General features: G+C 70.5%; 23 protein-coding genes, 1 pseudogene and 1 riboswitch. Of the genes and pseudogenes, 7 read left to right on the top strand and 17 right to left on the bottom strand.

What is annotated here, in order from left to right:
• The first annotated feature begins 242 nt into the window (after positions 1-242).
• Positions 243-1,709, top strand: coding sequence for an aminotransferase class I/II-fold pyridoxal phosphate-dependent enzyme (locus VFV67_RS22560; protein ID WP_326472600.1), 1,467 nt, complete (start codon positions 243-245; stop codon positions 1,707-1,709).
• Here the strand turns inward: VFV67_RS22560 and VFV67_RS22565 are convergent.
• Together VFV67_RS22565 and VFV67_RS22570 are read right to left on the bottom strand one after the other, a co-directional pair.
• The gene (locus tag VFV67_RS22565; RefSeq protein WP_326472601.1) at positions 1,670-2,671 is read right to left on the bottom strand and encodes an alpha/beta hydrolase; all 1,002 of its coding nucleotides are present in this window, start codon (positions 2,669-2,671) and stop codon (positions 1,670-1,672) included. The two genes, VFV67_RS22560 and VFV67_RS22565, sit on opposite strands and share 40 nt — an antisense overlap.
• A gap of 54 nt (positions 2,672-2,725) precedes the next feature.
• Positions 2,726-3,706 carry an aldo/keto reductase gene (locus VFV67_RS22570; RefSeq protein WP_326472602.1) on the bottom strand — a complete coding sequence of 327 codons (981 nt, stop codon included), beginning with the start codon at positions 3,704-3,706 and terminating at the stop codon, positions 2,726-2,728.
• Positions 3,707-3,768: 62 nt separating this feature from the next.
• Positions 3,769-3,837, top strand: a riboswitch (guanidine-III (ykkC-III) riboswitch).
• Between the two features lie 13 nt (positions 3,838-3,850).
• On the opposite strand from VFV67_RS22570, the gene VFV67_RS22575 reads away from it, so the two are divergent.
• The gene (locus VFV67_RS22575) at positions 3,851-4,111 is read left to right on the top strand and encodes a CBU_0592 family membrane protein (protein ID WP_326472603.1); all 261 of its coding nucleotides are present in this window, start codon (positions 3,851-3,853) and stop codon (positions 4,109-4,111) included.
• A gap of 75 nt (positions 4,112-4,186) precedes the next feature.
• The gene (locus tag VFV67_RS22580; RefSeq protein WP_326472604.1) at positions 4,187-5,566 is read left to right on the top strand and encodes an alpha/beta hydrolase-fold protein; all 1,380 of its coding nucleotides are present in this window, start codon (positions 4,187-4,189) and stop codon (positions 5,564-5,566) included.
• Between the two features lie 5 nt (positions 5,567-5,571).
• On the opposite strand, the gene VFV67_RS22585 is transcribed toward VFV67_RS22580, so the two are convergent.
• Positions 5,572-6,573, bottom strand: a complete 1,002-nt coding sequence (locus tag VFV67_RS22585; protein ID WP_326472605.1) for a hypothetical protein — start codon at positions 6,571-6,573, stop codon at positions 5,572-5,574.
• A gap of 48 nt (positions 6,574-6,621) precedes the next feature.
• Positions 6,622-8,109 (bottom strand): S8 family serine peptidase, encoded by a 1,488-nt coding sequence (locus VFV67_RS22590; RefSeq protein WP_326472606.1) that lies wholly within the window; start codon positions 8,107-8,109, stop codon positions 6,622-6,624.
• Positions 8,110-8,312: 203 nt separating this feature from the next.
• On the opposite strand from VFV67_RS22590, the gene VFV67_RS22595 reads away from it, so the two are divergent.
• Entirely contained in the window at positions 8,313-9,677 is a 1,365-nt protein-coding gene (locus VFV67_RS22595; protein WP_326472607.1) for a S8 family serine peptidase, read from the top strand.
• Here the strand turns inward: VFV67_RS22595 and VFV67_RS22600 are convergent.
• Genes VFV67_RS22600 through VFV67_RS22620 form a run of 5 tightly spaced genes read right to left on the bottom strand, consistent with a single transcriptional unit; the run spans position 9,667 to position 16,444 of the window.
• The gene (locus VFV67_RS22600) at positions 9,667-10,332 is read right to left on the bottom strand and encodes a methyltransferase domain-containing protein (protein ID WP_326472608.1); all 666 of its coding nucleotides are present in this window, start codon (positions 10,330-10,332) and stop codon (positions 9,667-9,669) included. The two genes, VFV67_RS22595 and VFV67_RS22600, sit on opposite strands and share 11 nt — an antisense overlap.
• Before the next feature lie 9 nt (positions 10,333-10,341).
• Positions 10,342-12,528, bottom strand: coding sequence for a terpene synthase family protein (locus tag VFV67_RS22605; protein WP_326472609.1), 2,187 nt, complete (start codon positions 12,526-12,528; stop codon positions 10,342-10,344).
• 28 nt (positions 12,529-12,556) lie between these two features.
• The gene (locus VFV67_RS22610; protein ID WP_326472610.1) at positions 12,557-13,594 is read right to left on the bottom strand and encodes a family 2 encapsulin nanocompartment cargo protein polyprenyl transferase; all 1,038 of its coding nucleotides are present in this window, start codon (positions 13,592-13,594) and stop codon (positions 12,557-12,559) included.
• Positions 13,591-14,976 (bottom strand): family 2B encapsulin nanocompartment shell protein, encoded by a 1,386-nt coding sequence (locus tag VFV67_RS22615; RefSeq protein ID WP_326472611.1) that lies wholly within the window; start codon positions 14,974-14,976, stop codon positions 13,591-13,593. The genes VFV67_RS22610 and VFV67_RS22615 overlap by 4 nt, the downstream gene beginning before the upstream one ends.
• Positions 14,969-16,444, bottom strand: a complete 1,476-nt coding sequence (locus tag VFV67_RS22620; protein WP_326472612.1) for a family 2B encapsulin nanocompartment shell protein — start codon at positions 16,442-16,444, stop codon at positions 14,969-14,971. Before VFV67_RS22620 ends, VFV67_RS22615 begins: the two co-directional genes overlap by 8 nt.
• Before the next feature lie 313 nt (positions 16,445-16,757).
• On the opposite strand from VFV67_RS22620, the gene VFV67_RS22625 reads away from it, so the two are divergent.
• Positions 16,758-17,132, top strand: a complete 375-nt coding sequence (locus VFV67_RS22625; RefSeq protein ID WP_326472613.1) for a hypothetical protein — start codon at positions 16,758-16,760, stop codon at positions 17,130-17,132.
• Between the two features lie 19 nt (positions 17,133-17,151).
• On the opposite strand, the gene VFV67_RS22630 is transcribed toward VFV67_RS22625, so the two are convergent.
• Both VFV67_RS22630 and VFV67_RS22635 read right to left on the bottom strand, forming a co-directional pair.
• Positions 17,152-17,625, bottom strand: a complete 474-nt coding sequence (locus VFV67_RS22630) for a hypothetical protein (protein WP_326472614.1) — start codon at positions 17,623-17,625, stop codon at positions 17,152-17,154.
• A 229-nt stretch (positions 17,626-17,854) separates the two neighbouring features.
• Positions 17,855-18,724 (bottom strand): PaaX family transcriptional regulator C-terminal domain-containing protein, encoded by an 870-nt coding sequence (locus VFV67_RS22635; protein ID WP_326472615.1) that lies wholly within the window; start codon positions 18,722-18,724, stop codon positions 17,855-17,857.
• 111 nt (positions 18,725-18,835) lie between these two features.
• Here VFV67_RS22635 and VFV67_RS22640 point away from each other — a divergent pair, with 111 nt between their 5' ends.
• Positions 18,836-20,197 carry a hypothetical protein gene (locus tag VFV67_RS22640; protein ID WP_326472616.1) on the top strand — a complete coding sequence of 454 codons (1,362 nt, stop codon included), beginning with the start codon at positions 18,836-18,838 and terminating at the stop codon, positions 20,195-20,197.
• Positions 20,198-20,825: 628 nt separating this feature from the next.
• Here the strand turns inward: VFV67_RS22640 and VFV67_RS22645 are convergent.
• From VFV67_RS22645 to VFV67_RS22665, 5 genes are all read right to left on the bottom strand, one after another.
• Complete coding sequence (locus VFV67_RS22645; protein WP_326472617.1) at positions 20,826-22,079, bottom strand: prolyl oligopeptidase family serine peptidase; 1,254 nt, start codon at positions 22,077-22,079, stop codon at positions 20,826-20,828.
• A gap of 198 nt (positions 22,080-22,277) precedes the next feature.
• Complete coding sequence (locus tag VFV67_RS22650; protein ID WP_326472618.1) at positions 22,278-23,276, bottom strand: LacI family DNA-binding transcriptional regulator; 999 nt, start codon at positions 23,274-23,276, stop codon at positions 22,278-22,280.
• A gap of 529 nt (positions 23,277-23,805) precedes the next feature.
• Positions 23,806-24,132 (bottom strand): DUF1048 domain-containing protein, encoded by a 327-nt coding sequence (locus VFV67_RS22655; RefSeq protein WP_326472619.1) that lies wholly within the window; start codon positions 24,130-24,132, stop codon positions 23,806-23,808.
• Between the two features lies 1 nt (position 24,133).
• Entirely contained in the window at positions 24,134-24,490 is a 357-nt protein-coding gene (locus VFV67_RS22660; RefSeq protein WP_326472620.1) for a DUF1048 domain-containing protein, read from the bottom strand.
• Entirely contained in the window at positions 24,487-24,813 is a 327-nt protein-coding gene (locus VFV67_RS22665; protein ID WP_326472621.1) for a PadR family transcriptional regulator, read from the bottom strand. The genes VFV67_RS22660 and VFV67_RS22665 overlap by 4 nt, the downstream gene beginning before the upstream one ends.
• 566 nt (positions 24,814-25,379) lie before the next feature.
• Here VFV67_RS22665 and VFV67_RS22670 point away from each other — a divergent pair.
• Positions 25,380-25,544: a hypothetical protein gene (locus VFV67_RS22670; protein ID WP_326472622.1), complete on the top strand. Its 165-nt coding sequence runs from the start codon at positions 25,380-25,382 to the stop codon at positions 25,542-25,544.
• A 71-nt stretch (positions 25,545-25,615) separates the two neighbouring features.
• Here the strand turns inward: VFV67_RS22670 and VFV67_RS22675 are convergent.
• Positions 25,616-25,853: pseudogene (locus VFV67_RS22675) on the bottom strand (hypothetical protein); the annotation flags it as partial.

Below are 25,853 nucleotides of genomic sequence, written 5' to 3' on the forward strand. Positions count from 1 at the left end.
ACGGTCAGTCATCATTCGGTTACCTCCCCCGTCAGCCGCCGATCGCCCGGGGTCGGTCCGCCGCCGGCGGCTGCGCAAGATTCAACAACCCGTACATATCGCCGGCCATGTTTCGATGTGACGGGGGTCCACGAGGGACGACACGATCGGGAAGCACCCCGAACAGGGGCCATTGACCAGTGCCACGAACAGGTGAGACATGCTGGGCCGGAACTCACCAAGGGGAGGTCCCGTTGCCGCACATGACGTCTGAGGAGTTCCGCCGGCACGGCCGGCAGGTGGTCGACTGGATCGCGGACTACCTGGCCGGGATCGAGGCGCATCCGGTGCGGTCGCAGGTGCAACCCGGCGCGGTTCGGGCGGCGCTGCCGGCGCATCCGCCGGAGCGGGGGGAGGGGTTCGACGGGGTGCTGGCCGACCTGGACCGGGTGGTGCTGCCGGGGATCACGCACTGGCAGCATCCGAGCTTCTTCGCCTACTTTCCGGCCAACGCCAGCGGGCCGGCGATTCTCGGTGATCTGCTGTCCAGTGGCCTCGGGGTGCAGGGCATGTTGTGGGCGACCAGCCCGGCCTGCACCGAGCTGGAGACGGTGGTGGTCGACTGGCTGGCCGAGCTGCTCGGGTTGCCGGAGCATTTCCGGACCGACACGGCCGGTGGCGGGGTGATCCAGGACTCGGCGTCGAGTGCGACCCTGCTGGCGATCCTGGCCGGATTGCACCGGGTCAGCGGCGGGGAGGTGGCCAACGGGGGGATCACCGGCCGGCACACCCTGTACGTGTCCACGCAGACGCACTCGGCGGTGGCGAAGGCGGCCCGGATCGTCGGGGTGGGCGCCGAGAACGTCCGCACGGTCGGCGTGGACGAGAAGACGCTGGGCATGGATCCGGCCGAGCTGGACCGGGCGATCGCCGAGGACCGCGCGGCCGGGGCGGTGCCGGTCATGGTCTGCGCCACCGTGGGCACGACCTCGACCGCGGCGGTCGACCCGGTCCGGGCGATCGGTGAGGTGTGCCGCCGGCACGGGGTGTGGCTGCACGTCGACGCCGCGTACGCGGGGGTCGCCGCGGTGTGTCCGGAGCTGCGCTGGCTCAACGACGGCGTGCCCGAGTACGTCGACTCCTACGCGACCAACCCGCACAAGTGGCTGCTCACCAACTTCGACTGCACGGTGCTGTGGGTGGCCGACCGGGCGCCGCTGACCGGCGCGCTGGCCATCACGCCGGAGTTTCTGCGCAACGCCGCCACGGCCTCCGGCGCGGTGGTCGACTACCGGGACTGGCAGATCTCGTTGGGCCGGCGGTTCCGCGCGCTGAAGCTGTGGGCGGTGTTGCGCTGGTACGGCGCCGAGGGGCTGCGCGAGCACATCCGTACCGGTGTGGCGCAGGCCACCGAGCTCGCGCGCTGGGTGGCCGAGGACCCCGACTTCGAGCTGCACGAGCCGCAGCACCTCGGCCTGGTCTGCCTGCGCCCGCGCTGGCCCGACCACAACGGCGACCGGGGCGCCGCCGACGACGCCACGCTGCGGCTGATGGAGCACCTCAACGCCAGCGGCGCGCTCTACCTGACCCACACCAAGGTGTCCGGCCGGGTCGTGCTGAGGATGGCGTTGGGTGGCACCGGAACCGAGCAGCGGCACGTGCGCGCCGCGTGGGAGACGATCCGGGACACCTACCGGAACATGGCGCGGTCGAAGAAGTCGGCCAGATAACCCCAGCTGAGCCGGACCGGTTCGGCCCGGTTGCTGCCGCAGCGTCCGGTGTGCCGGGCAACGGCGCCGGCGTTGACCGCGGGGTCGGTGAGGTACTCGTTCCACTGCCCGTGCTCGCCGCGGGGGAGCAGCACCAGGGTTGCGGTGCCGCAGGCCCGCCGGACGGCGTTGAACAGCAGCGGGCTCTGCTGCCAGGGAACCAGCAGGTCCTGCTGTCCGTGCATGATCAGCATCGGCGGGTCGCGCCGGCTGACCCAGGTGACCGGGTTGGCCGCGGCCACCCGGTCCGGGCAGGTGCCGATGGCGCAGCCGAGCAGCCGGGACTCGGGTGAGGCGGGGTCGGCGTGGCAGTCGGTCAGCCCGAAGGTCTCGTTGAACGGCACGCAGTCCTGCAGCATGTGCCGGTCCATCTGGAGGAAGTCGGTCGGCGGGTAGATCGGCACCGCGGCCTGCACCCGGCTGGACGGGCCGCGGACCCCGACGTCGCCCTCCAGACCCGGCCGGTCTCCGGTCACCGCGGCCATCGCGGCGGTCCAGCCGCCGGAGGACTCACCCATGATCCCGAACCGGTGCGGGTCCAGGTGGTAGCGGGCCGCGTTGGCCCGCAGGAACCGGATGGCCGCCTTGATGTCGTGCAGCTGTGCCGGGAAGATCGCGTTGCGACTGGACCGGATCGCCACCCCGGCCACCGCGTAGCCACGCGGGTTGAGCCGGGCGGCCACGATGTCGGCGTCCTGGCGGCCGTTCTCGGCCAGCCAGCCAGAGCCGTGCGAGAAGATCACCAGGGGCACCGGTCCGCGGGTGCGCGGCAGGTAGAGATCGAGCAGGTGTCCCTGGCTGCCGGCCGGTTGTGCCGGCGCGTACGCCACGTCCTTGAGCACGGTCACGTCCGGTGTCGCCTGCGCCGCCGGGGAACCGAGAATCAGCCCGGCCACGATCACCATGCACATCAGTATCCGCATCGCCGCACTCCGTGGTGTTCGCTATGCGTACATACGTGCTATGAACGAACAACCTTACCAGCGGTGATGCACGTCCGCGCGGATCCGGCGGTCGTACAGGTCCTCGATCGCCGCCAAAGTGGGATCGGGCAGCGCCGGCACGGTCGCCGCGGCCGCGTTCGCCCTGGCCTGCGCCACGCTGGTGGCCCCGGGGATGACCGTGGTGACGCCCGGCTGCTGGATCACCCAGCGCAGCGCGAGCTGCGCCGGGGTCGTGCCGTGCGGGGCCAGCGCGCCGAACTCGGTGGCCGCCTCGATCCCGGTTGCGTAGTCCACACCGGAGAACGTCTCGCCGACGTCGAACGCCTCGCCGTGCCGGTTGAAGTTGCGGTGGTCGTCGGCGCCGAATGCGGTGTCCGGCCCGAACCGCCCGGACAGCAGGCCGGAAGCCAGCGGAACCCGCGCGATGATGCCGACCCCGGCCGCCGCGGCGGCCGGCAGCACGCGCTCCAACGGCTTGCGGCGCAACGCGTTGAGGATGATCTGCACGCTGGCCACGCCCGGCCGCGCGATCGCGGTGAGCGCCTCGGCGCAGGTCTCGACGCTCACCCCGTACGCGGCGATGCGGCGCTCGGCCACCAGGGTGTCCAGCGCGTCGAAGACCGCGTCCGTGCCGAACACCGGCGTCGGCGGGCAGTGCAGCTGCACCAGGTCGAGCGTGTCCACGCCGAGGTTGGCCCGGGAGCGGTCGGTCCAGGCCCGGAAGTTGTCCAGGGTGAACTCGGCCGGTTCCTGCGGCGCCCGCCGGCCCATCTTGGTCGCCACCATGACATTTCCGCCGGCACCCCGCAGAAAGGCGCCGATCAGTCGCTCGCTGCGGCCGTCGCCGTAGACGTCGGCGGTGTCGAAGAAGTTCACCCCGGAGTCCGCCGCCGCGGCCAGGATGTCCAGCGCGACGTCCTCGTCCACCGCGCCCCAGTCCGCACCGAGCTGCCAGGTGCCCAGCCCGACGACCGACACCGCACGACCGAGCCGGCCGATGATCCGTTGCTCCATGGGAACAACGTAGCGTCGGTCACCATCGGCGGATGCGGCCCGTCGGGTGTGCGATCCTGGCGGTGGCGGCCGACCTTCGGTGCGCCCCGGACGAGATGTGCGCCGTACCCGGTGGGTCAAGACGACGCTCACGTGGAGGGTGTCGTGGGGCAGCTCGTTCAGATCGCGGGATCGCTGCTGGTGCTCGGCGGGTTCACGCTGGCGCAGCTCGGCAAGCTTGATCCGAAGTCGCGAAGCTATCTGGTGCTCAACGCGGTGGGTTCGGGCGTGCTCGCGGTGGACGCGTTGCTCGGCGAGCTGTGGGGATTCCTGCTCTTGGAGGGCGTCTGGGCGGTGGTGTCGGTGGTGGCGCTCGGTTCGGTGCTGCTCCCGAACCGCTCCGCCAGATGGACGTCCGCGCAGTAAGGTTCTCGCGGGCCGGCTAGCTCCGCGTCGCCGGCTCCGGACTGGGGTGAGATCGCGGATCCGACAGGAGAGATCATGTTCAGGAAACTGGGGTTCCTGGCTGCCATGCTGGTCGTGGTGCTGGCCGCCGGGACGGTCACCGGGCAGGCCGACACCGGCGGGCGACGCAGCTACACCGGGACCATCGACGGCGCGGACTACCGCGTCGAGGTTCCCGACCGCTGGAACGGCACGTTGGTGCTGTTCAGCCATCCCTACTACCCCGAGGGCCTGCCGGCGTTCGGCATCGGGCTCTCGCTGCGGGCCGAGACCGAGACGTGGCTGCTCGGGCACGGTTACGCGCTGGCCGGCTCCGACTTCCAGGGCCGTACCGGCGCGGTGTACGACCGGGCACCGGTCGACCAGCTCGCCCTGCTGGACTGGTTCGACAGCAACGTCGGCCATCCGCGCCGCACGGTCGCCAGCGGACAGTCGATGGGCGCGGCGCTGTCGGTGTTGCTGGCCGAGCGCAACCCCGGCCGGTTCGACGGCGTGCTCGCGATGTGCGGGCCGCTCGATCTGAACGGGTCCTGGAACATCTCGCTGGATGTCACCTTCGCGATCAGCACGTTGCTGGCGCCCGGACAGGACATCGAGCTGGTCCGGCCGAGCGACCCGGCCGGGAGCGCGGCCGCGTTGCGGGCGGCGGTGGCGCAGGCGCTGACCACGCCGGCCGGGCGGGCCCGACTGGCGCTGGCCGGGGCGGTGGGCAACGTGCCGGACTGGTACTCGGCGCACCAGCCGCGGCCGACCGCCCTGGTCGACCGGATCCAGGCCCTTGCCGCCGCGGCGGACGTGTACGTCAGCACGTTCGGTCCGACCGGCCGGGTCGACCTCGAACGGCGGGCCGGCGGGAACCCGTCCTGGAACATCGGAATCGACTACCGCCACCAGTTCGCCCGCTCCGCAGGGCGCGACCTGGTCGCCGAGGCCTACCGGGCCGCCGGACTCGACCTGGACGCCGACCTGAACCGCCTTGGCGGTGCGCCGCGGATCGCCCCGGATCCGGCGGCGCTTGGCTGGATGTACCGGTTCGGCGTGCCGCGCGGGAGCACTCCGGTTCCGGTGCTGACCCTGCACAACACCGCGGACGTGGCCGGGCCGGACCACGAGCGGTGGTACGCCGGGCAGGTGGCCCGGCACGGTGATCCGGCGCGGCTGCGCCAGCTCTTCGTCGGCCGCGCCACGCACTGCGCGTTCAGTGCCGCCGAGGAGATCGTCGCGCTGCGCACGCTGCTGACCCGGATCGAGGCCGGCTCCTGGCCGAACACCGCACCCGGCCGGCTCAACAGCGCGGCGGTCGGGCTCGGAGCGGACTTCCAGCTGGTGTTCGACTTCCCCACGTTCGTCGACGCCCCGCGGCCGCCGGCGTTCACCGCCATGCATCCGCCGGTGTTCCTTCGTCCATCCACATAGGACGGTCAGGTCAGCTGGGCGGCCAGTTCCATGATCTTGTTGGCGGTGTCCGGCGTGCGGCGGCCCAGCCCGCACGCCGTGGCCACGTCCACCTTGCGGTCCAGGGTTCGCTCGACGATGTCCAGGATTCGTCGGTGTTCGGCGAGATCCCGGTCCTCGTGGACGATGCCGGCGACGAACCGGGTGCCGGCCGGCAGCCGCAACCGGGACAGCGGCCGGTAGTACTCCGGGTGCAGCGGGGCCGGCCGGTTCCCGGCGGCGAACGGCGCGTGCACGTACTCCATCGGCCGGTCCCGCGGCCACCGCTTCAGGATCGCGTTGGTCAGGGCCACCACCGGGGTCGCATCCCGCATGGTGCCCAGTGCCCGGTTGCCGAGATCGCCAAGGCACAGGTGGATGCCGAACCGGGCGCCGGCCGGGGCGCGGCCGGCGAGCCGGGCGATGCCGCCGGACAGCAACGCCGCCGCCGCGGGCCGCAGCGGCCCGGGCATCCTGGCCACGAAGACCAACTCGACCGGAACCTCGATCTGGAACAGTACGGACGAGTTGCCCCGCAGGTGGATCTCGCGGATCTCCCGGACCGTCGCCTCGGTGAAGGCGCGCCGGTGGCGCACCGCGCCGAGCGGTCCCAGGGTGAACAGTGCCATGTCCAGGTCCCCGGGCACCCCGACCTGAAAGGTCAGTTCCGGCAGGCCGACCTCCGCGATGATCTTCCGGAAGATCTCGACATTGGCGTCGTACGCCGCGACATGACCGAAGTCCAGGGTGTCCCCGCGCAATGTGTGCCCGCGCCGCACGCGGAAACTCAACATGTGGTCATAGTCGGAGAAATCGCCGTCCCGGCGCGGTTCGAGATCGGGATGTGCCCGCATCGACTCGAGGATGTGCACGATCCAGTTGCGACGATCACCCGTCTCACCATCCGGCAGGGTCCGTAATCGCGACCCGAGCCGGGTAGCCGCCTCCCGCATCGCCTGTTCGGCGTCCGCCGCCGGGAAACTTCCCACCAGATGCACGGAACGGCCATCGCCACTCATCGTCAGCCTTTCCGGTCGTCAATGGGCGCCGAGCGCGCCGGCGGCGGCGACCGCGTCGACCAGTCCGGTGCCCTTGTCGAAGCTGGAGGTGTAGGAACCGACCGGTTGGTACGCCGCACCGGCGGTGTACTTGTACGCGGTGGACTTCAGCGCGTTCTCGATCTCGGCCGGGGTGGCGTTCGGGTTGGCCTGGAACAGCTGTGCCACGATTCCGGTGATCTGTGGCGCGGCCATCGATGTTCCGCTGATCACGTTGTAGGTGCCGATGTCCAGCGGCCCCGGGCCGTTGTGCGGCTGCAACCCGGTGGCGCAGATCGGCAGGTAGAGCCGGCAGGCGGAGATGATGTTCTCGCCCGGTGCGGAGATGTCCGGCCAGGTCGCCGTCCTGGCCGCGGCACCGCGCGAGGAGAACGTCGACACCGCACCGTCCCGGGTGCCGGTGCTCAGGTCGTTGTAGGACGCGACGGACAGAATTCCCGGAGTCGGGTCCTGACCGGGCGGGTTGGACACGTTGGCCGAGCCGTCACCGCCGTCGTTTCCGTTGGCCCACACGGTGACCACGCCCTCGGCGGCCAATGCCCGTTGCAGGAGGACGGTGGCCGAGGCCGGGTCGAACTCGCCGCCGCCGGACGGTCCGTAGGAGTTGTTGATCACCTTGATCGGTGGGCAGACCGAGGCCGGCACCCCGGCCCCGCACGGCGCGGCGTGGTTCTCCAGCACCCAGTTCAGCGCCGCGTCCGCACCGACGATCAGGATCACGGCGCCGGTGGAGATGGACACGATCTTCGCCCCGGGCGCCGAGCCGCCAACGGTGGTCCCGCCGGTGAGGGTGAGCGGGTTGCCCGCCGCGATGCCGTTGACGTGGGTGCCGTGCCCGCCAAGGGAAAGCGTGTCGGTGTCCACGGTGGTCGACAGGTCGAGGACGCAGTCGGTGGCCAGGCTGCTCTCGTCCACACAGGCGCTCTTGAGGTTGCGCACCACCCTGGTCGTCCCGCCGGTTCCGGCGAACGCCGGATGGGTCGGGTCGATTCCGGAATCGATCACCGCGATGGACACCCCGGTGCCGTCCAGCGACCGGCCGTCCGCACCGACGAGCGTCTGCCGCGCCTCCCGGCTGCGGGTGGCGGTGGTGCCGGTGCTGGCGAAGTACCGCAGGGGGTCGTTGTGCTCCAGATAGCGCACCCCGGCAGTCGCCCGGGCGGCGCGCACCTGCCCGGCGGTGCCGCTGGCCACCACCACGCCGATCCGGTCGAAAGCGGCCAGCCGGGTCAGGCCGGACGTGCGGGCGGCCTCGCCGGCCGCGGTCACGTCCGCCGCGTGCACCAGCACGGTCATCGGCAGCGGGTCGGCCGCGGTGGCCAGCACCGCGGCCAGCGAGGCCGACACCGGCGCCAGAGGCACCTGCGCGGCGGCCGCCGGCGCTGGCAGGGCCAGTGCACCGAGCGCGAGCGCCGTGCCCAGCACGGCCGTCCGAAGCGAAGCGGGACGCGATCCACGGCCGGACATGGGCACCTCCAAGGCCACCACGACTGTCGACCGGCTCAACGACGAGAACCCCGTTCCGGTGACGCGACACCCCCGGAACCGATTCAGCCCGGTACCCCCGGCGATGTCACCCGAATGGAGTCACTTTTGCCGCCGAACGTTCCGACCGGCCGGGTCCGATGTCATCTTCGAGTACCGGACGTCCGCATTTCCTGGAGGACATCGTGCTGCTCCGACGCGCCGCCACCGCGGCCGCCCTCGCCATCGGGCTCGTCACCGGACTGACCGTGGCCGGTTCCGGCACCGCCGCCGGGGCACCGCTGGCCGGGCTGCGGGCCTACTTCGTGATCACCGCCCCGAACGCCACGGCGGACGCCCGGGCCGCGGTGTCGGCCAACGGCGGCACGGTGTACGCCGGCTACGACGCGATCGGCGTGCTCGTGGCGCACTCGACGTCGACGACGTTCGCGGCCACGATGCGCGGGGTGGCCGGGGTGCAGAAGGTCGGCGCCACCCGCACGTCGGACGTGCCGGCGAGCGCGGCGGACCCGGCGATCCCGCCGTCGCCGGCTCAGCAGGCCCCGCCGACCAGCGAGCCGGTGCGCACGGACATGTCGCAGATCGGCGCGAACCGCGCGTGGGACGTCAACCCCGGCTCGCCGTCGGTCACCGTGGGCATCTTCGACACCGGCGTCGACGACCAGCACTCCGACCTGCGGGCCAACTTCGACGCCACCCGATCGGCCTCGTGCGCCTACGGCCGGCTGGACACCCGGCCCGGCGCGTGGCGTCCGGTACACCTGCACGGCACGCATGTCGCCGGCACCGTCGCCGCGGCCCGCAACGGCCGGGGCATGGTCGGCGTCGCGCCCTCGGTCCGGATCTCCTCGGTGCGCATCGCCGAAGTGGAGACCACGTTGTTCTTCCCGGAGAACACCGTGTGCGCCTTCGTCTTCGCCGGGGACGTGGGCCTGGACGTGACCAACAACAGCTACTACACCGACCCGTGGCTGTTCAACTGCCCCAACAACCTCGACCAGGACGCGATTCTCGAGGGCACTCGGCGCGCGGTCGCCTACGCCGAGGGTCGCGGCGTGCTCAACGTGGCCGCCGCCGGCAACGAGAACTACAACCTGGCCGCCAAGACCACCGACAGCACCAGTCCGGACGACTCCACCCCGGTCCTGCGCACGGTCACCAACTCCTGCCTGAGCATCCCGGCCGAACTGCCCGGGGTGGTCAGCGTCTCGGCGATCACCTCGAGCAACGCCAAGGCGTCGTTCTCCAACTTCGGCACCAACAAGATCCACCTGGCCGCACCGGGCAGCGGCGTGTTCTCCACCCTGCCCGGCGGCGGCTACGGCTCGCTGTCCGGCACCTCGATGGCCTCCCCGCACGTGGCGGGCGTCGCCGCCCTGCTGGCCAGCGTCGACCCGGCGGCCACCCCGGCCACCCTGCGCTCCCGGCTCGCCACCCAGGCCGACAACCTGCGCTGCCCGACCGGCGACGCCCGCTGCACCGGCAGCACCGCGGTGAACTCCTACTTCGGCGAAGGCCGCGTGGACGCCCTCCAGGCAGCTACTGGCTAGGGGCCCTCTCGACCAGCAGCATCTCGTCGGCGCCGCGCTGGAAGCGGTAGGGCACCGGGCACAGGCGGGTCCGGTGCCCAAGGCCGTGCAGCTCGGCGCGGAGGGTTTCCAGGAACGGCACGGTTTCGCCGGTGCCTTGGACGACCAGCGGGAAGAGCCGCACCTCGTGCCGGGCCACCCTGATCAGCTCGGCCAGCGCCCGCCGGTGCCAGTCCAGGCCGAACCGGTCCGACCAGGTGAACAGCAGATGGGAGCAGAGCACCAGATCGACGCTGGCGTCGGCCAGTGGCAGCCGGGGCAGCGCGCCCGCGACGTAGCGGCCGGGGCGGCGGCGAAGGTCGGTCAGGAAGGCGCGGGCGGCGGCGGTGCGTATGGCGTGGCGGCGTCCGGGATCGCCGTACCAGCTCCACTCGAACCGGTCGGCGTGCGCGCTGATGATCCGGTCGCCGTCGGCCAGCGCGGCCAGCACCCGGGCGGCGAGCCGGCGCGGGCCGAGCGCGTAGGCGGGATCGACGGCCAGCACCCGGCCGGCCGTCTCGGCGGTGAGGCTGGATCCACCCGCGCAGCAGTCCAGCACCGAGCCGGCCGCCAGCTCGCCGGCGGTCAGGTCGAACATCGCCCGGTACTCCGCGGCCGACCGGGAGGTGATGAGCACTCCCGATTTCTACCGGAGTCCGGCCGCGCGGTGTTTGAGCAACTCCAAGGCCGAACCGGTCGCCGGGAGCGGATGGGTGCGCAGCTCGGCCTCGTCGTAGCGGCGGCATTCCTTGTGCCAGTTCAGGATTCCGGCCAGCCAGTCCTCGAGTCGGCGGGCGTGGCCGACCAGTTCCGCGCGGGCGTCCTGGTCCAGCTCCGCGGTGTCGCACAACGCCGGCAGCTCGGTGGCCACCACGTGCTGGAACTGGCGCAGGCGCGAGGACATCAGGTCGGCGACGACGTCCAGTGCGCGGTCCCGGTCGCAGTCGAAGAAGTGCTGCACCACCAGGACGCCGTTGTGGATCTCGCCCTCGAACTGGATCTCCTTCTGGTAGGAGAACACGTCGTTGAGCAGGCAGGCGTAGTCCATGGCCGAGTTCTCCATGGCCCGCACCGGGCGCGAGCGGTAGACCTCGGCCGGCACCCGCTTTCCGTGGGGCAGCCGGGACAGGCTCGCGGTGAGCCCGGAGCCGAACGTGTCCCGGCGCATCTCGATGTAGTCGACCGGATCCGGGATGCGGTGCTGCGCCTGGTTCGCGAGCTCCCACAGCCAGCTGTCCAGCATGTCCACCACGGCCGAATGGAACTCGGTCCGGTCGCCAGCGGTCATCGCACCGGCGGTGCGCGCCCACAGGTCGGCGAGGCCGCGCTCCAGCGCGGTGACCGGAACCGGGGTCGGCTCCGGCCCGACCGGCATGAACTGGGTCAGCCGCGCCACGCAGACCTTGGCGCCGGCCAGATCCGCGAACCGCCCGAAGACGATCGGGAAGTAGTCGTCGGCGTAGGTGCCCCAGGTGAGCCAGTTCGAGGACAGGACGAGCTGTTCCACGGTGGCGTCCGGATGGATCCCGGCCGCACACAGCGGAAGGTCGGACGCGTCCAGCTTGTGCTCGTCCCACACCGCCTCGCCGAGGATCCCGGTCCGGCGCGTCCACTCGGCGTTGAGCCGGCGGGCGGTGTCCAGGTGTGGACTCAGTCGCAGAGCGAACGGGAGGTCGAAGTCCGGCACCGGCGTCGGCCCGACCACCTGGAACGGAACGTGGCTGAAGGCGCGCATCCGCTGCGGGGCGGTGCGCAGGACCGAGGCAGGTATCCGTACCGCCGCGGTGCCCAGCCCGGTCGGTCCACCGAGGACACCCGGGGCGAGGTCCGCCCGCCGGTTCATGTAGCGGCTGGATCGCAGGTGCCACTCGTGGCCGCCGGACTGCCAGTCCTGCAGGCCCTTGACGTAGGCGAACAGGTCGAGCCGGGCGGCCGGGTCGAGACCGTGCTCGTCGCACAGCGCCGGAACTTCGGTGATCGCGGTGTGCTCGAACTGGTGCAACCGGGAGGTGAGCACGTCGTTGACGGCGTCGGCGGCGCGCTGGGTCGGGTAGCCGAGGAACCGCTCCAGGACGAGGACCCCGTTGTTGATCTCGCCTTCGCGCTCCACCTCGCGCTGGTAGGAGAACAGATCGTTGCGCAGGTGCACACCGTCGGAGAAGGTGTCCCGCAGCACCCGCATCGGCCGGCTGGCCGCGATCCGGTCCGGCACCTCGGCGTTCACCGCGTGCTCCACCAGGTTGGCCGACCACGGCGCGCCGCCGACCTTGCGGCGCATCTCGATGTACTCGATCGGGTTGGGCACCCGCTCCGCGCTGATGTTGGCCAGCTCCCACAGCGACTCGTCGAGCAGGTTGCGGGTGCTCTCGACGAACCGGCGCCGCCAGCCGGCCGACCGGTGCGCGACGGTGCGCGCCCACAGGTCGGCCAGCCCGCGCTCCACCGGGTTCGTCGGCTCCTCGGTGACCACACCGGACACCGGCATGAACGCGGACAGCCGGGCCAGGTGCTCCTTGGCGCCGGCGAGATCGCGGGTGCGCTTGTACAGCTCGAGGAAATGGTCGTCGAAGTAGAAGACCCAGACGTACCAGTCGGTCACCAGGTCGAGCGTGGGCCCGGTGGCGTCCGGATGGGTGTAGGCGCACAGCAGCGCGTAGTCGTGCGAGTCGAGATCCCGCTCGGTCCAGATGACCGTGCCCCGCTGCGGCACGTCGACCATGTCGAGCTCGCGCGCCCATTCCCGGCTGTGCCGGCGCGCGCCTTCCAGCTGCGGGTTCAGCCGTGCCGGGTACGGCACGTAGAACTCGGGCAGTTCGAACGGTTGACCGTCCATCGGCGACGACTTTCCCTCTGTTTCGCGGTCAATGGTCCCGGCGGGTGACGTGGCGGCCGAGTGAGCTCAGGTCGGCCACGGCCCGGGATGCGGGCACGGCGGTGACCAGCTCGTGCAGCGCCCGGTCGAGGTGGATGGCGGCCTCGTTCCGGGAGTACGAGCGGCCGCCGGCCCGGTCGACCAGGTCGGCCGCCCTGGCCAGCTCGGCCTCGGGTAATGGCGGCCCGCTCCGGTACAGCTCGACCAGCTCCTCGCCGGGCCGGGTGCCCGAGGTCAGCGCGGCCACCACCGGCAGGGTCTTCTTGGCGGCCCGCAGGTCGGAATGGACCGGCTTGCCGGTGACCGCCGGATCTCCCCAGATGCCAAGCAGATCGTCGACATGCTGGAACGCCAGCCCCAGGTGTGCGCCGAACGCCCGCAACCGGTCGACCCGGTCCGGGGTGCCGCCGCCGTACAGCGCGCCGAGCCCGGCGGCACAGCCGAGCAGGGCACCGGTCTTGCGGGCCGACATGGCCTCGCATTCGGCCCGGCCGACGCTGTGCCGCTGCTCGAAATCGACGTCCGCGCACTGGCCGGCGACGAGATCCTGCACGGCGCCTGCGAGCATCCGCAGCCCGGTCCGGGCCGCGGGATGGCCGCTGGCCGCCAGCACGTCGAGAGCCAGGGTCAGCAGCGCGTCGCCGGCCAGAATCGCCGCGCTCATCCCGAACGTGGCCCACACGGTCGGCCGGTGCCGGCGGATCCGGTCGCGGTCCATCACGTCGTCGTGCACCAGTGAGAAGTTGTGCACCAGCTCCACCGCCACCGCGGCCGGCACCGCGGCGACCGGCGGGCCCGCCACGGCCTCGGCGGCCAGCAGCACCAGCGCCGGCCGCAGCGCCTTGCCACCGTGCGCCGGCGTCGGTGCACCGTGCTGGTCCCACCAGCCGAAGTGGTAGCCGGCCAGGTGCCGGGCCGTGCTGGGCAACGTGTCCACGGCCGAGCGCAGCGCCGGGGACACCATGGCGCGGCAGGCCGCCAGCACTTCGGCCGCGGGCCGGGCGGCGGCCCCCTCGAGCGTCGTCATGCCACCCTGCCGAGTTCGACGTTCTCCAGTACCCCCAACGCATCCGGCACCAGAACGGCGACCGAGTAGTAGGCGCTGACCAGGTAGGAGATGATCCCCTGTGCGGTGATCCCCATGAACCGGGCGTTCAGGCTCGGCTCGATCTCGTCCGGAATTCCCTTCCGGTGCAACCCGACCACCCCCTGGCTGTCCGCACCGGTGCGGATCACCATGATCGAGGTGACGCCCGCGGGGTTGATCGGAATCTTGTCGCAGGGCAGGATCGGCACCCCGCGCCAGGCGGTGAACCGAGCGCCGTGCGCCTCGGTGCTGCCCGGATCGACGGCGCGGTCGGTGCATTCCCGGTGAAAGGCCGCGATGGCCAGCGGATGGGCGAGGAAGTACCGGGACTTGCGCCGGCGGGACAGCAGCTCGTCCAGGTCGTCCGGGGTGGGTGGGCCGGTCCGGGTGGGGATCCGCTGGCCCGGGTCGGCGTTGGGCAGCAGCCCGAACCCGGGATTGTTGACCAGCTCGTGCTCCTGGCGTTCGCGCAGCGCCTCGACGGTCAGCCGAAGCTGTTGCTCGAGCTGGTTCATCGGCCGGTTGAACAGGTCGGCGACCCGGGTGTGGATGCGCAGCACGGTCTGCGCGACGCTCAGTTCGTACTCCCGGGGCGCGGTGTCGTAGTCGGCGAACGTGCCGGGCAGGTCGGGCTCGCCGGTGTGCCCGGCGGCCAGCTCGATGTCGGCCTCGCCGCGCTTGTTCCGCGGCGGCCGGCGTGCGGTGCGAAACCGTTGCACCTGGCGGCGCAACGACCCGGACTGCTCCGACAGGTCCGCGAATGCCTGTCGGGGCAGGGAAAGCACCACACACGGGGTGATCGCGCGGACGGTGAACGGCCAGCTGTCCGGCTGCCCGTCGAGCGTGGTCTCGCCGACGAAGTCCCCCTCGGACAGCACAGCGAGCAGCCTGGGGTCGCCGTAGGCACCGGTGCCGATCTTGTGCAGCTTGCCGCGCGCGATCAGGATCAGCGCCTCGACCGGCCGGCCGTGCTCGGCGACCTGCTCACCCGGCCGCAGCTCGCGCTGCTCGAACCGGTCGGCGAGCGCGGTGAGCACGTCCTCGTCGTCGTAGCCACGCAGCGCCGGCAGCTCGCGCAGCTCCGCCGGGACGACCCGGAAGTCCGTGCCGACGAAGGTGAAGCTCACCCGGCCGGAGGCGACCGGGTAGGTGCGCCTGCGGTTGACCCGGTACGTGCCGGCCGAAACCTGTTCCCAGGGCAGTGCCCGGAGCAGCCAGCGCGGGGTGCTGCCGCGCATCTGGGGTGCGGTCTTGGTGGTGCTGGCCAGGTTTCGGGCGGCGGCGGTACTCAGGCTGAGCGCCGCGCCGTTCGGTTCAGCCATCTATCCGGCCCAGTTCGACGTTCTCCAGCACGGCCAGCGCGTCCGGGACCAGCACCGCGACCGAGTAGTACGCGCTGACCAGATAGGACATGACCGCCTGCTCGTTGATGTTCATGAACCGCACCGAGAGGCCCGGCTGGTACTCGTCCGGGATTCCGGTCTGGTGCAGGCCGATCACGCCCTGCCGCTCCTGCCCGGTGCGGATCAGCAGCACCGAGCTGGTGCCGGTGCCGGACACCGGGATCTTGTTGCACGGGAACAGCGGCACGCCCCGCCAGGCCGGCACCTGGTGTCCCTGCACGTCGATGGCCTGCGGGTAGACCCCGCGCCGGGTGCATTCCCGGCCGAACGCGGCGATCGTGCGCGGGTGGGCCAGGAAGAACGTCGGCTCCTTCCACACCGCCGCAAGCAGCTCGTCCAGGTCGTCCGGAGTGGGCGGACCGGTGCGGGTGGACAGGCGCTGGGACAGGTCCGCGTTGTGCAGCAGGCCGAACTCCCGATTGTTGATCATCTCGTGCTCCTGGCGCTCGCGCAGGGCCTCGATGGTCAGCCGGAGCTGTTGCTCGACCTGGTTCATCGGCTCGTTGTAGAGGTCGGCGACCCGGGTGTGGATGCGCAGCACGGTCTGCGCGACGCTCAGCTCGTACTCCCGCGGCGTGAGCTCGTAGTCGACGAACGTCCCGGGCAGCTCCGGCTCGCCGGTGTGCCCGGCCGCGAGCGCGATCGCCGCTTCGCCCGCGTCGTTGTGCGCCGGCTTCGGGCCGGAGGTGAACGCCGCGATGTGCGCGCGCAACGCATCGGACTGGCCGACCAGCTCCTCGAAGGAGCTCTGGGACAGCACCAGGGCCGTGGTCCTGGTGACCGCCCGGGCGGTGAAGTCCCAGGCGTCGCCCCGTTCCAGGACGGCCTGGTAGGCGAACTGGTCGCCGTCGGCGAGCACGCCGAGGACGGTGTCGTCGCCGTACGGACCGACCCCGATCTTGTTCACCTTGCCGTGCGCGATCAGAATGATCTGATCCGCCGGCGTGCCGCGTTCGACCAAAGTCTCGCCGGCCGCGAATTCCCGTTGTTCGAACCGGTCGGCGAGCGCGACGAGCACGTCGTCGTCCTCGAATCCACGCAGCATCGGAAGCTCGCGGAGTTCCTGCGGAATGACCCGGACATCGGCTCCGACATTGGTGAAGCTCACCCGGCCGTCGCCGAGCTGGTAGGTCAACCGCCGGTTCACCCGGTACACCCCGCCGGACGCCTGCACCCACGGCAACAACCGCAGCAACCACCGCGAGGTGATCGCCTGCATCTGCGGCACGGTTTTGGTCGTGGTGGCCAGGTTTCGCGCGGCCTCGGTCGCCAGACTCAGCTGTGGCCGACCATTTTCGGAGAGTTGCGCGGGCTCCACAAGATCGGTCACGTTCCACTCCAATTGAGGCCAAGGAATAGTCGTAAAGCCGCTCCGAAAACGCGGCATAGAGGCACGGCAAGATTAGCACTCGGCCACCACTGTCCGGGATCCCTCAGGCGGAGGATGCGACGTGAGAAAAAGGCGAATTGTCAAGTGAATTCGTCAGCCGGTGGACCACCCGGCACCCGAGGGCCTACGCAGCGCATTCGAACTGCGGTAGCGCTCGAGGGGTGTAACCCGATGGCGTGATCCGCCGGGCAGTCTGGACGTTGCGCGCGTACGTTGTGGCCGGTCGGAGTACCTGGGAGGTTCGCGGGGCTCGCGGACCAGGCCGGCGGGAGTGGTTTCGATGTTGCGAGGCTGGGTTTCCGTCACGGTCATGGCGGCGCTCGTCGGCCTGGGTGGGGTCGGCTACAGCTCGGCCGACACCTCGGCCACGCATCCGAAGGTCATCACGGTGGGGTCGAGGTTCTCGCTCGAGCTGGGCGAGTCGGCGATCGTGAAGGGCCGGGGTGTCAAGGTGACCTTTGCGGCCGTCACCGACGACTCGCGGTGCCGGCCGGGTCAGGTGTGTTTCTGGGAGGGTGACGCGACCGTGCACCTCAGGTTGACCAAGCGGCACCGGACGATCCCGATCACCCTGCACACCTCGACGCAGTTCAACACCACGGCCGACGCCCTGGGATTGCGGGTGCGGCTCATCGCCTTGAACACCCGGGGTGACGTGCTCACGGCCCGGGTGGACGACATCTGAGGTCTCGCCCGCCGCGAGCTCAGCGGCCTGCGGCGGCGATCCAGGCCCGGACCACGTGCGGGACCGCATCGGGCGACCGCCTGGCCACCACGGCGCCCGTGTCGAGCGCCTCGAGCGGGGTCACGCCGAAGGTGGCGAAGGGCAACGGGAAGGGCATCAACTCGTCGGGCAGCACACCGTCGACGGACACCGGGAAGCAGCGGCCGAGCAGCTCGAGCGCCAGCGGGTCCGGCATCGAGTCGGCCAACTCTTGCGGCACCGTGGAGACCAGCAGGGCGACCTCGGTCGCCTGCTCCCCGCCGGGATGCAGCCGGACGTAGTGGTGCTCGCCGAGCAGGCCGTGCAGTGGGCAGGTGGCCGCGTGGAACCGCGCGGATCGGTTGGTGGCAAGGGTTCGCACCGGGTCGGTGTCGCCACCGGACAGTCCGGCTGCGACGAAGTGGGCCGTTTCGGTCAGTGCGGTTTCGGGAATGATGCTGGACAGCGTGCGCATCATCGTCCTCCGGAGTTTGCGGTGGACGCTTCGATGTTCGCCAGGCAGCGTCCACGCAGGAACCGAGAACGTTTGGTCGGGGTGGCGCCGCCTGGCGCTCGACCACCTCACCCCGGTACGACTGGATACTCGCCTTGCCGACCGCCTCGACGTCGTCGGCGTCGACGATTCACGGTAGCGCCGACGCGCACTCGCCGCAGTTTTTGTCACCTGGTCGCCGGGCGCCGCCCTACTTCCTGTTTTCCTGGTCCTGCCACCAGGTGATGGCGGTGGGGTGCCAGGTGGTGTGCCGGTTGAGCAGGAGTCGGCGGGCGTGTTCACCGCTCCAGTCGGGTGGCAGCAGGGCGGGGGGCAGGCCGGGGTCGACGAGGAGGAGGCGGCGCCATTGGTAGAACAGGTGGCTGAGTTGCGCGAGGGCCTCGCCGGGGGAACGGGGGGAGACGGGCTCGAAGTGGTCGAGGAATGCGCGGTACTGCTGGTCGAGGTCGGGGATGTCCCAGGCTTGGGCGACGAGGCGGTGGCGTTCGTCGGGATCGTCGAGGCGGGCGTGCATGAGGGTGCCGTGGATGGGGTCACCGAGGGTGTCGAGGATGTGCCGGGCTTCGCGGGCGTGTGTGGGGTGTGGGCTGATCCAGGCACCGGGTCCGAGGGAGCCGAAGCCGGCCCAGCCGAGGGAGGTGCGCAGCCGGTGGCGCAGGTTGCGGTGGTTTTCCGGGACGCTGGCGAGCAGGATCAGCCAGTCGCCGTTCCAGTCGGCGTCCGGGCCGGGGGCGAAGAGCCGCGCTTTGGCGGTCCTGAGGTAGTCATGGCCGGCGGGGGTGAGCTGCCAGCGGGTGCGGCGTCCGTCGCGCCGCGCGGCGAGTAGGCCGGCCTCGGCGGTGCGGGCGAGCGCCTTGCGTGCGGCCTTGTCCTCGAACCCGGTAAGGGCGAGTGCCTCGATGATCGTTTGGGTCCAGGCGGCATCGCCCTGATCGAAGGCGTAGAGGCCGAGCACCATCAACAGGTAGGCGCGGGCGCTGGGTCCGCGCTCCGGTCCGGGCCGCGGGGAGGCGGACCGCGCGGCCTCGGGCAGGTCGGTCCCGACAGGTGTCTCGATCACCTCGTGATGGTCTCATCCTTCGCAGATATTACCCATTAGCTTGACGGGAGACCATGCCTATGTCGCATGATATGAGGTGCCGCCGACCCGCCACACGACAGGAGATCGCGCATGAGACTCGCCCGCCTCGTCGCTCCGCTGGTGTTGGTCATCGGCCTTCTCGCACCGGGCCACGCCGCCGCCACCGGCACACCGTCGCATGTGGAGGGTGTGTTGCCGGACGGGGCCGGCTATGTGCTGGACGTGCCGGCCAACTGGAACCGCACCGTGTTGCTGTACAGCCACGGCTACGTTCCCCAGGGCGGGCCGAACCCGGCCCGGAACGCACCCGGTGACGCGGAGCGGACCGCGCTGCTCGGCCAGGGATACGCGCTGATCGGCTCCTCATACCCGGATACCGGTTGGATCGTCGAACGTGCCCTGCCCGACCAACTCGCCACCCTGGACGTGTTCACCGCGCGGTTCGGCCAGCCCCGGCGCACCATCGCCTGGGGCACCTCGATGGGCGGCATGATCACCACCGGCCTTGCCGAGCGGGCCGGGCACCGCTTCGCCGGCACCCTGGCCATGTGCGGGCTGGAAATGGGCGGCGTGGCCCTGTGGAACAACACCCTCGACCCGTTGTTCGCGATCAAGACCCTGCTCGCCCCGGCGTCGACCCGTTCGCTGGTGCGCCTCCCGGATCAGGCCACCGCGCTGGCCACCCGCGATGAGCTGACCGCCGCACTCGACGCCGCCCAGGCCACCCCGACCGGGCGCGCCCGCATCGCGCTGGCCGCCGCGCTGCACAACCTGCCGGCCTGGACCGACCCCAGCATGCCCGAACCCGCGCCCGACGATGTCGACACCGCACAACGCAACCAGTTCCAGACCCTGCACGGCACCATCCACGTCGGACTGTCCTGGCGGCAGGAGGCCGAAACCCGCGCCGGCGGCAACATGTCCTGGAACATCGGCGTGGACTACGCCCGCATCCTGGCCCGCTCCGCCGACCGCCCCGAGGTCGAAACGCTCTACGCCCGTGCCGGACTTTCCCTCGCCGCGGACCTCGACACCCTCAACCGCGCCCCCCGCATCACCCCCGACCTGCGGGCGGTCGGCTACCTGATCCACAACATCGTCTTCACCGGCCGGATCACCAAACCGATGCTCACCATCCACACCACCGGCGACAACCTGGTGCCGGTCCAGGCCGAAGCTGCCTACGCCGAGACCGTGCACGCCGCCGGACGTGACACCTTGCTGCGCCAGGCGTTCGTGCACCGCCCCGGGCACTGCACCTTCACCACCGGCGAAATGCTCGCCGCCCTGCGCACCCTCGAGCAACGCATCAACACCGGCCGCTGGCCAAGCACCGCCCCCGCCACCCTCAACAACCTCGCCAGCACCATCGACCCCACCGCCACACCGGCCTACATCACCTACCACCCGGCGCCCTACCCCCGCCCCTTCGACCTGGCCGCACACCGCTGAAGCCGAATGGACACCACGGACGCCACGCCGGGTGCGCGCGCGGCGAACGAGCAGGCCGCGGGCACCGGCGCCGTTCGCGCCGGTCCTGGTGCAGCGGGAGGACCGGTCCGACGGCGCGATCCTGCCGCGCAGCCGCACACCGCTTGCCGAGCACGCGAGCACTCTGGTCGAGGTGTTCGAAGCCGGCCGGACGGCGCATCCGGACCGGGTACTCGTCGCCGACCGCCACGGCAGCCACGGCGGTTGGCGTCGGCTGCCGTGGGGCGAGGCGGGAATCCAGGCCGACGCGGTCGCGGCGTGGCTGGCGACGCACGCTCTGGCCGGCCGCCCGGTCATGGTGCTGTCGGGGAACTCGGTGGAGCACCACGACGTGTGGCGGCAAGCCAAGTCCGGACCGCTGCCGCACCGGCTCAGCGCCGAGGGCAGCACCCCGATCCACGACCCCATCCCCGGGGAGATCTACTTCTGGCCCCAGACCGACGTGTTCGCCATCTACTACGACGACCTGGACCAGGCCGTCCCCGACCCCCGGCCTGGTCCGCCTCGGCGTTGTCGACACCGGACCGGACAGGCTCGCCAACGCCGGCAGACAGTGCACGGCCCGAATCGACCTGGCGGCCGCACCCAACTAGCGCTGTTGGTCGGCCATCCATTGCCAGATGTGGGTTCCGTCGATGGTGGGATCGTTGCGGGCGACGTAGATCCAGGACCAGTGGCCGGGGAACTGGTGGCCGTTCCAGATGACGTGGTCGTAGAGCGACATCAGGGAGCCGGGGATGAGGTCGTGCGCGTGGACGGTGTTGGCCTGCGGGTTGACGGTCGTGTCGTCGTTGGAGGCGACCAGCCAGGTGGGGGTGCTGATCGCGGCCAGTTCGGCGTCGGGGATTTGTGGTGGGTCGCCTGGCCGTAGGGAGGTGACGACGCCGCAGATCGGGACGGACGCGGCGAACATGGTGGGGTAGACGGTGGTCATCTTCAGGCTCATGTAGCCACCGTTGCTGGCGCCGGTGACGTAGATGCGGTCGGGATCGACAGCGCGCCTGCGGACGACGTCGCGGATGATCTCCTGGATGAGCGGGGCGAAGCGGGGGCCGTCGTCCAGCCAGGCCGAGGTGCTCTGCGGGGCCACGACGTAGGCGCCGTGGAAGATGCGTTGTGCTTCGCGGGTGGTGAAACCCAGGGCGCCGCGGTTGGCGCGCAGGGTGGTTTCGTTGTCGTAGTAACTGTCGGGTAGGGAGGCGCCTTCGCCGCCGCCGTGCAGCCAGACGATCAGCGGATGCCGGCCGTGCCGGGCCGAGCGGGTGGGGGAGTAGAGCCGGTATTTCATGCCTGAGCCCGAGATGTGGTAGGTGAAGGCGTCGACCTCGGGGTTGGCCAGGGCGCCCTGGACGAAGCGGCCGATGGTGATCGGTCGGCCGTGGCGCCGGGCGAGCGGGGTGTTCTGGGTGATGGTGTAGACGAGGTCGAGTTGGACGTTGCGGAAGATGCGGACGAGGAAGCCGAGGGTGCCGCCGCCGACTTGACCCTCGGCGAAGCTCAGGTCGAGCACGATGTTGCCGTGGCGGTCGAGGCGGGCGGCGGTGACCGGGCGGTCGAGGTCGTAGCCGACGGCCTGGCCGCCGGTATCGATCGGGCTGGTGGCTTTGGCGTGCACGCTGAAGGTGTTGGTGGTCAGGCTGGTCGGGTCGATCGGCCCGAGCCGGGAGGTGTCCAGGGTGATCGAGGTGATCTGCTCGCCGCCGTCGAGCGTCTCCGCGTTGAGGACGAAACGCACGCTGGTGGTTCGGTTGCTGTCGGCAGCAGCGACGCCGGGCAACGTCAACCCGGCGGCCGCGCCCGCGCCGGTGGCCAGAACGGCGCGACGACTGATCAACATTGCCATGCGAACTCCTTCGTCGTGATTCCCGGATGGATGGATGTCGATGGACAGCACGCGCTGCGACGAAACGAGGTCGTGCGCGAGAAAGCCGTCAATCCGTTGCTGCGGAACGACAGTGCGTAACGGGTTGGTGGCCGCGTCACTCGACTCATTGGGCAGCTCCGCCCTGTTGCCTGCGGCCTGTCGGCCGCTCTGGGGCCGTTATGCGCTGTCGCGCCGGATTAGCTGGAGCAGGTCTTGGTCGGGACCGGGTTCGATTGGTTTGCCGGCCAAGGTGTTGACTACCGCGGTGGCCAGGTGTTGGCCCAGTGCGGACATGCCGGTGGTGATGGTGGTCAAAGCCGGGTCGGTGAGCGCGCCGGCCGGGATGTTGTCCACGCCGATGACGGCGAGATGGTGTGGTGCGGCGAGCCGTCTGGTTCGCATACCGGCCAGGATGGCCAGGGCGACTTCGTCGTTGTAGGCGCAGATACCGGTGATCCGGGGTGGGGTCCTGCGCCAGTAGTCGATTGCCTGGGTGGCCGAGTGGGCGCTGAGGGAGACGGTCTGCGTGGCCGGGTGGTCGAGGCCGAGCCGGGTGCAGGCCCGCCGGGCACCGTCCAGGCGAGGTTGGGCGAAGGCGAGCAGCCGGTCGTCGTCGGGCAGCGCGAAGCCGAGTCGGCGGTGACCGGTCGCCGCGAGGTGTTCGACCTGGGTGCGTCCGATCGCGTGTTGGAAGTCGGCGAAGGTAGCCGCGCCACCGAGTTGGTAGCTGGGGGCGATGACGGGGATACCCGCTCTGCGGATGACTTGGACCTCGTCGTCGGTGAGCGCTTGGTGGTTGATGACCGCCGCCGGGGTGATGGCCTTCCACAGGTCGGCGACCGGGCGGGCGGAGCGTGGGTGGGTGTGCAGGAGCAGGGTCAGGCGGGACGCGGCGAGGCTGCGGGTGAGGTCTTCGACCAGCCTGGCGATGGTGGGCCCGATCGGCCACTCGGGCAGCAGGAACAGGACCACGTCACTGCGTCCGGAGCGCAGCGCCCGAGCCGGGGCGGACGGGGTGTAGCCGAGCCGCTCGGCGGCATCGAGGACCCGTTGGCGGGTTTGCGAGGAGATCGACTGGTTCGGGTTGCCGTTGAGCACATAGCTGACCGTCGCCCTGGAGACACCGCTGTGCTTGGCCACTTCTGCGCTGGTCACCCGGCGCCCTGGCGTGGACACAACGACTCCCTCCGCACGTGAGCTGTCTTGCCAACGAATGTGACGGAGTCTAACGTCCGATACTTACACGTGTCAGTATCGCCATCAGCGCGGGGATGTAGATCCGGGCCGGTGCCGGTCCACCGCGCCAGCCGACGATGCCGACGGTCGATGCGGATCCGGGCGCTCGCCGACCTCGACCACACCGGGACCGCGGAAGATGGCGGCCTTCATATTCCTCAACTCCTTCTGCTGAACGCTTCCGGCCAGACCCAGGGGCGGGTGGCGTCTCGGGCATGTGCCGCGACATCGAGGAAACCGCAACCTCAACAGGCCGGGCAGTGGTTGTCGTTCCAGGTAACGACAGTGCCTCCCTCAGGGTGGCAGGGGGTGCGTTTCGTGCTATCACCTCGGCGTGGTCGGGGTCGAGACCAACGCCGAGGTGAACCTGCTCGGCCTCGATGACCCGACACCCAGGCTGAGTTGGGCGCTGACCAGTGCGCGGCGCGGGACTCTGCAGGCCGGTTTCCGGGTGCTGGGGCAGCGGGTGTTACTTGTGGGCCGTGCCGGGTTCCGCGCTGATGGACTCCTGATAGATGTCCGCGTAGGTGCGCGAGTCCTTGACCAGGTCGTCGCAGAAGGCGGCGACGTCGTCGCCGATGAGTTCCAGGACTCCCTTGCCGGCCGCGACGCCCTCTTCGAAGAAATCGACGATCCCGGAGAGCAGGGTCCCGTCAACCAGGTCGACCGGTCCGATCTTGAAGAGGTACCTCTGCATCTCCTTGTAGACGATCCGGTAGTCCGGTGGGAGCGCCTTGACCCGCGCCACATGCGCCCGCCACTGCTTCTTGCCCTCGATGATGTCCTGGATGCCCACGTCAGCCTCCTAGCTGGGCCAATTTCCTTGCGACGTTCCTGTTCAACTGCTCGCGCCACCGGTCGCGATAGGTCCGAGCGCCTTCTCCGCCGGCCAGCGCCGCGCAGAAGCCCTTGATGTCGTCGCCCAGCACCTCGTGAATGTTCTGCCCATCGGCCGCCGTCTCTTCGAGCAACCCAAGTGCACTGTCGAGAATCGGCATCAGGTTTCGACCGGTGAAGTCCGAGTAGGCAAAGAGATGACCCTTGACCGCCTCCCACGCCGCCCGGTAGTCAGCCGGCAACGCCTCGGCCCGGGCTTCGAACGCCTTGAATTCCCTGGTGAGATCGCTGCCGGTAATGGTCTCCCAGAAATTCATCTCCCGCCCTCCTTGAGCTTGTCGATCCGTGATGTGATGTACTCCCATTTGACCCAGAACGTCGCGAGTTCTTCGCGGCCCGCGCCGTTGAGGGCATAGAACTTCCGCGGCGGGCCCAGCCCGGACGGTCGCTTCGTCACCTGGACGAGGCCGTTCCTCTCCAGTCGCAGCAGGATGGTGTACACCGTCCCCTCGACGACGTCGGTGAAGCCGAGTTCGTTCAGTCGACGCGTGATGGCGTACCCGTAGGTCTCCTCGCTACCGATGATCTCAAGCACACAGCCCTCGAGCGTGCCCTTCAGCATCTCCGTCAGGTCGTCCATCGTGGGCCCTCGTCGCTCTCCTGGTACTCGGTGGCACCGAGTACCACTACACCGTATCACCAAGTAGTGGACCAAGCCCAGCAGCCCACAGCTCCGGTTGCGCGGTGCCTCGCCGACCAAACCACCGCCACGGCTGGGGTGTTGTGCGCCGACGGTGGCCAGGGGCGATAGCACGGCGGACGGTCCGGGGATCGGGTGCGGTGCTGACCATGGTGGTTCCGCGCTATCGCCGTGCCTTGGCGATGAGTGTCTCGGCGACCTGGCCGGCCCACGCGCGGATTTCGTCGAAGTCGCGGAAGTCGCCGGGCATTCGCTTGGCCAGTGCCCGGTCGAACATGCCGGTGGCTCGGTCCGGGTCAAGCCGGCCACCGAACACCGTTGGCGCTTCGGCACCGATGCGGGTGGCTCGCCTGCGGCCGCGGAGGGAGGCGCACAGCGTTTCGGGCCGCTTGCCGATCCAGCCGCTTTCGAACAGCCACCGGATGCCGGGCCAGTTCGGCGGTGTGCCGGTTGAACCATCGGGTGGCTTCTGGAACCCACAACCCGGTCGCTGGTCGCTGGTGGTGATGAACACCAACGCCGCACCGGGACTGGCCGCCGATCTCGACTTCGGCGCCACCGCACCGGCTCTGCGTCCGGTCGCACTGTCCCTGCTCGGCGCCGGGGCGGCGTTCCTGATCGGCGGCACGGTGCTGATCGCCGGGACCGTGCGCGCCGCCAGCCGGAATTAGCCGATCCCGCCGGCGACCAGTGCTGATGGTGATGCCCGGCCGGGGGCCGGCCGGGCGGGTCGGGGGTGGTTTCAGATCAGCCAGCGGTTGCGGCGCACGATGTCGAGCCGTTCCCAGCGGCGGCCCAGGCCGTAGTAGCGGCCGGCGTAGAGGGCGGCCAGCGTGAGTAGGACCAGGGCGTAGATGATGTGGTCGTCGAGGATCGGGTTGGTGGAGCGGGTCAGTTCGCCGGTGGCGGTGTGTTGGGCCAGTGGCCATTCGGCGGCCCACATCAGCAGCAGCATCAGCGAGCCGGAGACCGCGGCGATG

The organism is Actinophytocola sp. (genome assembly GCF_035762905.1).
GTDB lineage: Bacteria > Actinomycetota > Actinomycetes > Mycobacteriales > Pseudonocardiaceae > DASYTH01.